Here is a 10,791-nt window from a genome sequence, read left to right on the forward strand (position 1 = left end):
TCTTTTTACGTTTTGCTAATTTATGCAGTAATTCTTCCATAATTGTTCCGCAAGAAAATTTATGGAAGGAGGTTTCTTTTTATGAGGAAATCAAAGAAGCAGATGGTCATGGCAGCAGCAGCCTGTGCCATGATGGGAGTAATGGCCATCGGAGGAACCATGGCGTATTTAACTGACAGCGAGACCGCAACCAACACCTTTACCATTGGTCAGGTAAAGATTGATCTGGAGGAGCCGGAGTATGCGAAACTGACGGAAACTCAGAAGAAGGACCTGGTACCGAACCAGATCGTGGCAAAGGACCCGCAGGTGGAGAACACCGGTGTCAACGATGCAATCGTATTCTTAAAGGTTGAGATGCCGAAGAAGGACGTAATTGTGGCAGAAAAGGACGGCACAAGAAAGACCACTGCGGTGACCGAGCTCTTTACCATGCTGAATACCGACATCGATCCGGCAACTGACGGCAGTACCGCTGGAAAGAACTGGGTAGAACTTACGGGTGATAATACCAGTGCTGATACAAACGTACATGTTTATGCTTACAAGGAGAAACTGGCAAAGGATGCCAAGACCACGGCACTGTTTGACAGCATCCAGCTGCAGAACATCATCGAGGGACAGATTGATACCAATACTGAAAATATCAAGGTTACTGCTTATGCGATCCAGGCAGCCGAGGTGCTGGAGGGCGAGGATACCGACCTGACCGATACCCTGACCAAGGAGAACCTGCAGAAGATCTATGATATCTACGGCAAGCAGAACAATGGCCAGACCGTACCGGAAGCAAATACCAATAACAGTAAGAACCTGGAAGGCAATGACCTGTCAGTCTAATCATATTTTCATAAAACAAGAGCCTGTTCCTTATCGGAGCAGGTTCTTTTGCGTTCCACCAATTCCGGGTGCAAATTTTCCATAATTGTACCGACAAAAAAATATGGAAGGAGGTTTTCTTTTTATGAGGAAATCAAAGAAGCAGCTTCTTCGGGCAATGATCGCCTGCGGGCTTGTGGTTTCCGTGGCAGCCGGAAGCACCGTTGCTTATCTGACCGATGCCGAGACAGCCACCAACACGTTCACGGTCGGCAAGGTCAAGATCGACCTGGAGGAACCCGGCTATCCCGGAAATGACAGTGACGAGGTCAAAAATATCATCCCTAATCAGGAGATCGTGAAAGATCCGCAGATCGAGAATACCGGCAACAACAATGCCCTGGTATTTTTACGGGTCGAGGTACCACAGGAAACGTTTACCGACGAGGATGACGGCACAGGAGAGCAGAAGAAGCAGGATCTGTTCCAGTTAAAAGGCGTCAGTGACCAGTGGGAGTTGTTGCGAACGGAAACAGTGGCAGGGGAAGACGGGAAAGCAAAAACATCCTATGTGTACGGTTACAAAAAGACCCTGGGGAAAGACGCAACCACGGACAAACTGTTCCAGAGGGTACAGATGAAAAATGCTGTGGAATCCGATTTGAGCGGAAACGTGGAAGATATCATTGTGACCGCCTGCGCCATTCAGGCAACCGATATCCCGGATGTGAACCTGACACCTGGCAGTGATGGAAATCTGAGTAAGGATGTGCTGGATCAGGTATATACCATCTTCCTGAACCAGTCCGGTAACCAGACAAGCCGACCGGCAGATGACGGTGACCGGAACCAGTCAGGAAAACTCGGTAAAATCTATTATTCTCTTAATGGCGGAACCATAGCAGATGGAGCCTTGACAGAGTATGGAAGCACCGATTATGGATATACACCACCAACACCAACAAAACAAGGATATAAATTTGCTGGGTGGAGTCCAGCAAACATCCCAACAGGCGGCACTGGAAACATGCTGTTTACGGCAAAATGGGAACCGAATACTGCAAAGCTTTATAGCGGAACTATTCTTAATATTCACATGAAAAGATTAGCCGGGAACAGTTCGGCATATTATAACACTACGGATACCTCAATTGTAGCAATCCAACGATCCAATACTGCACCTCCTGATTATGTCATGGAAGACTCTGATTATTTAATTTCTTCAAATAATTCAACTTCAAAACCAGCTTACATGTGGTATGAGAATGGCGTGATTAAATGGTGGTCGGAAGCCGAAGAAATTAACGCAGGCTCTTCTCTGAAAAATTTATGTTACGAAATGCAAAATTTGACTGATATTAGTGGCTTAGCTGATTGGAACACAGACAGCGTAACCGATATGAGCAAGATGTTTTCTCAATGCAATCAGCTTACCGACTTAACGCCAATTGGCGAGTGGCGAACCGATAAAGTTACTGATATGAGTGAGATGTTTTGCCACTGCACAGAACTTACTGACCTAACACCACTTGCTAACTGGAAAACTGACAAAGTTGCCAACATGAGTCTCATGTTCTGGGAATGCAACCAGCTTACTAATTTGACACCGATTACTCACTGGAAGACGGATGAGGTTACAAACATGGCCAGTATGTTCGGTGGATGTAGTCAACTTACCGATTTAGCACCACTGGCCAATTGGCGAACGGATAAAGTCATCGATATGAGCGCTATGTTCTGTAGATGTAGCCAACTTACCAACTTAGCGCCACTTGCTTATTGGAAGACAGGCAATGTTATCAAAATATATTCTATGTTCAATGATTGTAATCAACTTTCTGATGCATCTGCTATTAACGACTGGGATATCACAAATGTAGAAAACTTTAATTATATGTTTATCCATTGCCCATCTCATCCGGAGTTTACCAAACGGTCTGGTACCTGGAACGATGGTACATTTACTCCAACAACCTGATCTAATTCTACAATCCTGCGGTGGTTGGCCGCAGGATTTTTTTCTTCACTTTACCTCCAGGTGTTTACGAAATAAAAGGAAAATTCGCACCATTCCTCAATACGCTTGTTTAGGATATAAAAGGAAAAAACTCACCGACATGAAACTTGCTTGTTTAGGAAATAAAAGGAAAACGTATTTTGCTTGTTTAAGAAATAAAAGGAAAAAACAGGATGCAGGAAAAATCGCTTGTTTGCGATATAAAAGGAAAAAACGTGCAGAAAAACAGGGAAAAAGAGGGGAGTATGTTTGCGAAATAAAAGGAAAGAAACAGAGATGTATATATACGAAAACAGGGATGACGGATTTAGATTGATCCGTACATCCCTGTTGTTTCTTATTCTGCATCATCCGGAAAACCGAAGATAAGAGAAAAATCCACCCGGTCGGAATCAGTCTGTTTATTGATGCTGATATGATCGGCGGCCGAGATGATCATACGCATTCTCTTTTCACTCGGCGTAATATCGATGCCGCACTGACTGCTGAAAGTTGCCGTGATGTCATGCCACGGGTCTTGCTGGATTTTCAGTCTGGAACCGGTGATCTCCGCAAAGTCTTTCAGAATCGGCAGGAAAGCGGCATCAAACACTGGGACATTACAAATGTATCCGATTTTGAAAATATGTTTGTAGGATACTGGTCTCATCCTGAATTCACAAAACGAGCAGGTACCTGGAACAACGGCACCTTCATTCCAACAATCTAAACTCACCAATTTACCCAAAGAAAAAGCACGAACCCAGCGTCCGTGCTTTTTCTTTACCTGAAAAAACGATGATTCACAGAATTTCAAAAATCTCCCTGCTCAGTCCTGCATTACATACGCGATTCAAGATTTTCAATCATATCCATCATTTCTTTCCTAAAATCTTCTTCTGTGCCTTTTTTCGCCTTTTCCAGTATGGATTTCAGAATCCGAGTTGTTTCCTGATACATGTGGTTGATTGCTTTGGTTTCTATCTTTTTCTCATAACTGAGATCACCGGTCAAAGAAAGAGAAGAACGTATTTCCGCAGGCTGGAGCGGGATCTGAAATACCAGCAAATTGGAAAGCAGCAGCTCCGGTTCAACGCCAAAGAGTTCCGCCATTCTTTTTACGTTATCCGAAATCAGTTCCGCATTGTCTTTTTGAAATTCCAGTCGTTCAGAAACATCGATACACGGGTTTCCAGTGATCCCATAGGGAGTGCCGCCGATCTTTCTCATAAGCAGAATGCTTGGAAAGTTATCCGGGTATACCTTGCTGTGAAGTTCTTTTACGTGATATTCATTTTTGCAGATTTCCAGCAGCCGAACCAAAGCGGCATATCCAATCCCCTGATGACGGAATCTTTCAAAAAGTTCCAGCCCAAATTCCTGAACTTCTTCGCCCAGTTTCAGAATGGAAGCAAATCCGCAGATCTGATCGCCCATAAGAACGGCATAATGAGCCTCGGTATCGGCAAACATGGCTTTCCACGATCGGTCGTTCGCTTCTTCGTCCTGCAGCATGCGCTTGTTTACCCATGTTTCATTTTCCAATTCGAAGTATGTCTCCTTATCCGAATCCAGAAGTTTTCTTAATTCAATGTTCATACCCATCATTTCCTTTGCGTGTTCGATCATTATGGGTCCATTCTATCATAATGCAGGTAAAAAGGACAGCAGGCGGAGTGCCGTAATTACACTCAACCTGCGTCTCCGAAGTGCCGCGTGGGATTCTATGTTTCTCTTATACACAAGTGTGTGATTGACGCAGTCCGTGCGGCGGCTTATACTGGAGACAGAATAAATTGAACGTACTGGGAGAATCATTTTATGGCAAAAACTATCATATACATTCACGGCAAAGGCGGTAATGCCGAAGAAGCCATTCATTATAAGCCGCTTTTTGGCAACTGTGATGTCATTGGTTTTGATTATGAATCGCAGACACCATGGGAGGCCAGGGAAGAATTTCCGAAATTCTTTGACACGGTCTGCCGGAATGCTCAGCCTGTGGAAATCATTGCCAACAGCATAGGAGCTTTCTTTTCCATGAACGCTTTAACGGACAAAAAAATCAGCAAAGCTTATTTTATTTCACCAGTCGTAGACATGAAAAAGCTGATTTCTGATATGATGCTGTGGGCCAATGTTACGGAAGAAGAGCTTAAGTGCAGGAAGAATATCCCGACAGCGTTCGGTGAAACACTTTCATGGGAATATCTTTGTTATGTAAAAGAACATCCTGTTGCGTGGAATGTTCCGACACACATTTTGTACGGGGATCGGGATAGCCTGACATCTTATGAAACCATTTCCTGTTTTGCAGACCAGATTGGTGCCACACTGACCGTCATGAAAGGCGGGGAACATTGGTTTCACACGGACAATCAGATGGCATTCCTTGATCAATGGATCAAAAAATATATCTGATCAGATTCAATAAAAACTTCGGCAAATGCGATTGAACTGGAAAACGAAGAATACGGAAAAAAATCTATTGTTCTGGAAGGAAAGGAGAAAGGTAAGGTTGAGGGAATCCTTGCTGCAGTATATCAAAGTATATTCGGCCAGGATGCATATCCATCATTGGAAGAAAAAGCCGCAAATCTATTGTATTTTATGATCAAGGATCATCCTTATGTGTATGGCTGCAAGAGAATTGCGGCATCACTTTTTCTTGAATTCCTGGATAAAAACAATGCTTTATTCCAAGATGGAGAAAAACGACTCAGCGATGGAACCTTGGTAGCCGTTACGTTGATGATTGCTGAATCCAATCCAGAAGAAAAAGAAGTAATGGTGAAACTGGTGATGAATCTACTGAATTTGCAATAAAAAAGCACGGATTGCAATACTTGTCCCTGAGATTCTCACCAGCAAATACGCTGTGTGAAATGCTTGTGTTTTATACAGACTGAATACGCTAACTCTTGTTGGCTTATGAAAATACTTGTATTTTCCAATCCATAATGTTATATTCATTCCTAACAGCAATAACAATCATCCAAACACCATCAGTGTCTGGTTTGGCCCTTGGGGCAAAGGAGGAGACAACATGCGCCTGATCGAACATAAGAAAGGATACCTGTACGGAGCGGCTAACAGGGAAGGAGTGTCATATACGGATTGGCGGGCACCGTATATTGACCGTTCCGGACTGCTTATGATTTATGAATCCAATTCGCGACCTGGAAAGTTTGTGTTTGTTTTCTTTACCGCTCCGGCAAGCGGTTTCGCTGGGCACTATTTAAAAACATCACCGGGAGATTTGGAAACAGAAGATGATGGCATCATCAAACTCACTACAGGAAACAGCATTTACCGTTTCGGACAGGATGACTCCTGTATTCCCGGTGAAGAGATGAAACTGCTGCTGTGGGATATCTATGAGGAGTTCGGACCATCGAATTCTATCCGGCAGGTGATGGAAAAAGAACTGTCTCTGGATGCCGGGCATGAATCGGAAGCGTGATTTCACAGGCAACTTGCCGGGGGTAAGTTACAGATATAATGGAATTGTATATATGAAAATAGGCATGACGGATTTGAATTGCTCCGTACATCTCTGTTTCCTGCTATTCAGCATCAGGGGGCATATGGAATTTATAAAAAAGGAGCTGCTATCCGGAATGCCGTAAGCTATGCGGAATATCTGAAATAAAGCAGTATAAAAGGAGAGGCTGGACATGGATATGGAACAGGTCATCAGGGAAAAACTGGCGGAGATTGGGAACAAAGAAAATGTCAGGATCATCATGGCGGTGGAATCCGGCAGCCGGGCCTGGGGATTCGCTTCCCCTGACAGTGATTACGATGTTCGGTTTGTATATGTGAGAAAACTGGAAGATTATCTGAAGCTGGATAAGACCAGGGACGTGATTGAATGACAGCTGGATGATACGCTGGACATCAGCGGTTGGGATTTGAAAAAGGCTTTACAGCTCATGCATGAGTCAAATCCGTCCATTTTTGAGTGGTGTGCTTCACCGATCGTATACAGGTGCAGTCCGGCATTCGAGGAACTGCAGGAAATCAGGAAAGAGTATTATTCCAAAAAGAAGAGCCTGTACCATTACTGGCATATGGCAAGCAGCAATTATGAAAACTATCTGCAGGGTGAAGAAGTACGGATTAAAAAGTATTTTTATGTGATCCGTCCATTGCTTGCGGCAAAATGGATCGCGGATCATGGAACGCAGCCGCCGATGCTGTTCAGCGAACTGCTGGATGCGGAACTACCGGAAGAGCTGAGAGCCATCGTGAATGAACTGCTGGACAAGAAGCAGAAAATGCTGGAAATGGGACTGGCCCCAAAAATCAAGGAACTGGACTGCTTTATCAAGAAAGAATTGGAAACAATCAGGCTGGCTGCCGATCAGACAGAAACTGACAGAAACACTTGGGATACCCTGAACCGTTATTTTATAAAACAGGTGACAGAACGTCCGGTTCCGAACCCATACGAACTGTTGCCATCCATTGGCATCGATTTGGTTGCCTTGACAAGGTATGCCAGAGCAAATGGAAAAACATTAACAGAAATTAATTTGTTTCGAAAGGGCGGTAAGGAAACCTGTTAATGATTTGTAAATTGGAAGTTGTGGAGGTTATACATGAAAGCGGCGAATGAATTCTATTTGGTGCTATTGCTGATCATATCTGTGCTTGGTCTGCTTGGCGTGAATTTTTTATGTATTGGCGCTGCGCTATATGCAAAAGAGAAGCGAAAGAGAGCCTCCTGCACACAACAAGTCATTGCATCAGTGACCGACATACAGCATCGGGCAATCGGCGCCTCCGGCTACACCGATGCCGATGAAGTGAAGATGATGTCATGGTTTCCTGTTTATGAATACAGCGTTCATGGCACAGTGCTGAGAAAACGAGCATCTGTAGGAACAGTGAGACCAGAGGTATCTGTCGGTCAAAAGGTCAATCTTTACGTTAATCCAAACCGTCCAGATAAATTCTACTGTCCTGCCGATAAATCAGCTCCCGTGCGAAAAGTGTTTATTGGTGTGGGTGCACTATGCGTAAGTGTTGCCTTGGTTCTCGGAGTGGTTCTATGCATGAAGTAATGGAGCGATAAAGAGCCATTAGATATACAGCTAATTTTGAAGATAGATTATTGAGAACTATAATTTCCAGTTTTTGGAACAACAACAAATCTTAAATTATTGCTAAATATGGGAGTTGAAAGAAATGATATTTGCAATAGTGATTGTCATAACCATTATTTCCTTGTTTGGATGTGTTTGCATAAAGAAATCTGCGGTAAGGATTGGACTTGGAATCATAGCTGTTTTGGGCCTAATGCTTGCAGGTCTGATCGGTAGCGTTACCTATACGACGAAATATCGGGTTAATTCCGTTGACTCGTCCACCTCTCAAGATGGGAAGTATGAATTACTGTTTCAACAGATAGGAGAACCAGATTGGCCATTTGGATATACACATGCCAGACTGGTTCTTAAAGATGAATTAGGAACGATTGCAAAGTATTCTTTTGATGTAAGAAATGATGGTGCTTCTGTTCATTCCGATTCATGGCAGGTTATCTGGAAAGAAGATAGTGTGGAGGTTGTGATTAGTGGAAAAGAGCAGAATGATGAACAGTACATTTTATATTTTGATGGAAAAACAGATTCCAGTTTTTGAGAGAGCTTGTGAAATCACACTTCTTTTAAAATCCGTTCTCTTGCCTGGTCAAAACTGAGAGCTCCATGTTGTATTTCCTGCATCATCAAGATATCATCATCGTCCAAATGCATACCTTCAAGTCTTAACGCAGCGGACACCTCGCTGATTTCCTCTGCATTTGTGTAGGATGCTTTTGACAGTTTTCCCATTGGTTCCATAAAGGTTACCACCTCAATTGATTATTGTATATTATATTACAATACATATACATAAATCAATGCACCTGAAATGGTCGAAGATTCCAGCCTGGGATTCTCAACACATCACTTTTCATCCGAACGGCTGCATCTCATTTCAGGCAGAAGAAATTTCGCTCGGTATTCCCAAAATATAAAGCATTTGTACTTACGACAGGAGGCGCGGATCGTCACGGTCCGTGCTTCTTTTTTTGCCAAAACAAATCGTTTTCTTTCCATAATTCTTTCACAAAAAATAATGATGAAAGAGAGAAGATTACATGAATGCAATAACCATGCCGACATGTTTCCGGCCGTATCCTGGAGAACTGCTATACAGCTGGATTATACGGCTCTACAATTCAAACGGATACCCTACCGTTTATAAAATGTATTTAATGGTATGCCGTCATGTGTTTGGCACCATGAAAGGAGAGCGTAAAAATGATTTCATTAGGAGAACGATATCTTTTCCATGTGCATACGTTCCGCTGCGGACATGCAGAGATGGTATCCGATGAAGAATATATCAAAAAAGCGATTGGTCTTAGAGCAACTGATATCTGCTTTACGGATCACGCTCCATTCCCCGGTAATCCGTTTGGTGGACGGATGAAGTATGAGGAACTGCCGGAATACATATCCACTCTTAAAAATCTGAAGGAACAGTATCAGAGAAAAATCAAAATTCATATCGGACTGGAGATTGAGTGTTTTTCCAGATATGATCAGAGTGGATATTATCAAGAACTTTCCAATAATCCGGATTTGGAAATTCTTTTGCTTGGACAGCATATGGCAGAAGACCCGGAAGACAGAGAGCATTATACGTTCGAATGGCCGAAAGAACGATTACAGGTTGACGAATACACAGTTCTTGGCGATGCGATGATCGCGGGAATGAAAACAGGCTGTTTCAAGATCGTTGCTCATCCGGATCGGATTTTCAGAAGACAGAAAATCTGGACTCCGGAAATGGAAGCAGTTGCTGTACGGGTGATTGATGCAGCTGTGAAATATGGATTGCCTCTGGAAAAGAATTGTTCCTCCATGCGACACAAACATCATTATTGGAAGGAGTTCTGGGAGATAGCCGAAGTGAACGGTGTGGAGACGGTTATCGGATTGGATGCTCACAAATTAAAAAGGCTGGAACTGCCAGATTTCCAATAACGAGGTAATAGGGAGTTTACAGATTCCAAAAAGATATTTCAAACAAAGTAATAAATATGAATAGTCCGTTTTATTGGACAGCATTTGTGTTATGATAAGGGGACAAAGAAAAACAAATCAGCAATCTTTAAGGAGGGCGCCGGTATGAAGTGGAAGGATTTTAACGGTGATGGAAAAATTGATGCAACTGAAAGATTCTTATGGGATGAATTAATGTGTACCAGCAAAGAGGAACACGAGGCTCTTTTTGGAGATGCCGGAGATTTCGATGAAGATGATGACGACGAGGATGACATTGACTTCGATGATTGTGATATGGATGATGACTTCTAAATAGCAATATTATAGGAAACAATGGAAGAGGATGAATGCTCAGATCAGCTGACATTCATCCTTCTTTGAAATAGGGCTACCGCAATCCCACTGGCTTTAGACGGTGGGTTAAGGTAGCCGGAAGCGGAGGTTTGTGCTATACTTGCGTTATGGAAACGTGGAAATCAAAAAACAGACACAAATATTTGTTACAGTATCATATTCGTATGCAAGTATAGAAAGAAATTGCTGATGTCAAAACAAATATTAGATGATATAAAGCAGTTTCCTTATGAGATATGTCAAAAGCATAAAGTCATTATCAGATATATGGAGACAGATAAAGATCATATTCATTACATGATAGAAACGGAACCAACAATGTCTATCAGTAAAATAGTAAATCCGATGAAGAGTTATACAACATATCATATTTGGAAAAGATATCCGGATTATCTACGAAAACATTTCTGGAAAGAACATACTTTTTGGACGGACGGATATTTTGTCTGCAGTGTAGGAAATGCATCAGAAGAGATGTTGAGAAAATATATAGAAAATCAAGGGTAGGAAGGTGGCGACAGTGGGTGTTAAAAGCATATAAATACAGGATATATCCTAATA

General features: G+C 42.6%; 13 protein-coding genes and 2 pseudogenes. 12 read left to right on the forward strand and 3 right to left on the reverse strand.

Annotated elements, in window-relative coordinates; all coding sequences use genetic code 11:
• Window positions 1-81: 81 nt before the first annotated feature.
• The 3 genes from GPK90_RS15915 to GPK90_RS15925 all read left to right on the forward strand — a co-directional run bounded on the left by GPK90_RS15915 (window position 82) and on the right by GPK90_RS15925 (window position 3,152).
• On the forward strand, window positions 82-840 hold the full coding sequence (locus GPK90_RS15915) for a SipW-dependent-type signal peptide-containing protein (RefSeq protein WP_215703433.1): 759 nt from the start codon (window positions 82-84) through the stop codon (window positions 838-840).
• Window positions 841-964: 124 nt separating this feature from the next.
• Window positions 965-2,797 carry a TasA family protein gene (locus GPK90_RS15920; RefSeq protein ID WP_215703434.1) on the forward strand — a complete coding sequence of 611 codons (1,833 nt, stop codon included), beginning with the start codon at window positions 965-967 and terminating at the stop codon, window positions 2,795-2,797.
• A 139-nt stretch (window positions 2,798-2,936) separates the two neighbouring features.
• Entirely contained in the window at window positions 2,937-3,152 is a 216-nt protein-coding gene (locus GPK90_RS15925; RefSeq protein WP_215703435.1) for a hypothetical protein, read from the forward strand.
• 21 nt (window positions 3,153-3,173) lie between these two features.
• Here the strand turns inward: GPK90_RS15925 and GPK90_RS15930 are convergent, their stop codons facing one another.
• On the reverse strand, window positions 3,174-3,632 hold the full coding sequence (locus tag GPK90_RS15930; protein WP_215703436.1) for a hypothetical protein: 459 nt from the start codon (window positions 3,630-3,632) through the stop codon (window positions 3,174-3,176).
• 23 nt (window positions 3,633-3,655) lie between these two features.
• Window positions 3,656-4,414, reverse strand: a complete 759-nt coding sequence (locus tag GPK90_RS15935) for a GNAT family N-acetyltransferase (RefSeq protein WP_215703437.1) — start codon at window positions 4,412-4,414, stop codon at window positions 3,656-3,658.
• A 222-nt stretch (window positions 4,415-4,636) separates the two neighbouring features.
• On the opposite strand from GPK90_RS15935, the gene GPK90_RS15940 reads away from it, so the two are divergent.
• The 6 genes and pseudogenes from GPK90_RS15940 to GPK90_RS15965 all read left to right on the forward strand — a co-directional run bounded on the left by GPK90_RS15940 (window position 4,637) and on the right by GPK90_RS15965 (window position 8,464).
• The gene (locus GPK90_RS15940; protein ID WP_118297999.1) at window positions 4,637-5,236 is read left to right on the forward strand and encodes an alpha/beta fold hydrolase; all 600 of its coding nucleotides are present in this window, start codon (window positions 4,637-4,639) and stop codon (window positions 5,234-5,236) included.
• Window positions 5,237-5,308: 72 nt separating this feature from the next.
• Window positions 5,309-5,641, forward strand: coding sequence for a Fic family protein (locus GPK90_RS15945; protein ID WP_215703443.1), 333 nt, complete (start codon window positions 5,309-5,311; stop codon window positions 5,639-5,641).
• 115 nt (window positions 5,642-5,756) lie between these two features.
• Window positions 5,757-6,278, forward strand: a complete 522-nt coding sequence (locus GPK90_RS15950) for a hypothetical protein (RefSeq protein ID WP_215703438.1) — start codon at window positions 5,757-5,759, stop codon at window positions 6,276-6,278.
• 220 nt (window positions 6,279-6,498) lie between these two features.
• A pseudogene (locus GPK90_RS15955) lies at window positions 6,499-7,386 on the forward strand (nucleotidyltransferase domain-containing protein).
• Window positions 7,387-7,419: 33 nt separating this feature from the next.
• Window positions 7,420-7,884, forward strand: coding sequence for a DUF3592 domain-containing protein (locus GPK90_RS15960; protein ID WP_118529902.1), 465 nt, complete (start codon window positions 7,420-7,422; stop codon window positions 7,882-7,884).
• A gap of 124 nt (window positions 7,885-8,008) precedes the next feature.
• A complete protein-coding gene (locus tag GPK90_RS15965; RefSeq protein WP_215703439.1) occupies window positions 8,009-8,464 on the forward strand; it encodes a hypothetical protein in 456 nt (151 codons plus the stop codon).
• Window positions 8,465-8,478: 14 nt separating this feature from the next.
• Here the strand turns inward: GPK90_RS15965 and GPK90_RS15970 are convergent, their stop codons facing one another.
• A complete protein-coding gene (locus GPK90_RS15970) occupies window positions 8,479-8,664 on the reverse strand; it encodes a hypothetical protein (protein WP_215703440.1) in 186 nt (61 codons plus the stop codon).
• A gap of 462 nt (window positions 8,665-9,126) precedes the next feature.
• Here GPK90_RS15970 and GPK90_RS15975 point away from each other — a divergent pair, with 462 nt between their 5' ends.
• The 3 genes and pseudogenes from GPK90_RS15975 to tnpA all read left to right on the forward strand — a co-directional run bounded on the left by GPK90_RS15975 (window position 9,127) and on the right by tnpA (window position 10,737).
• Complete coding sequence (locus GPK90_RS15975) at window positions 9,127-9,855, forward strand: PHP domain-containing protein (RefSeq protein ID WP_215703441.1); 729 nt, start codon at window positions 9,127-9,129, stop codon at window positions 9,853-9,855.
• A 144-nt stretch (window positions 9,856-9,999) separates the two neighbouring features.
• Complete coding sequence (locus GPK90_RS15980; protein WP_118529910.1) at window positions 10,000-10,188, forward strand: hypothetical protein; 189 nt, start codon at window positions 10,000-10,002, stop codon at window positions 10,186-10,188.
• 149 nt (window positions 10,189-10,337) lie between these two features.
• Window positions 10,338-10,737 (forward strand): annotated as a pseudogene (gene tnpA, locus GPK90_RS19830) (IS200/IS605 family transposase).
• The last annotated feature ends 54 nt before the right edge of the window (window positions 10,738-10,791 follow it).

Source organism: Clostridium sp. MCC344 (assembly GCF_018785365.1).
In the GTDB taxonomy this organism is placed as follows: Bacteria; Bacillota; Clostridia; order Lachnospirales; family Lachnospiraceae; genus Pilosibacter.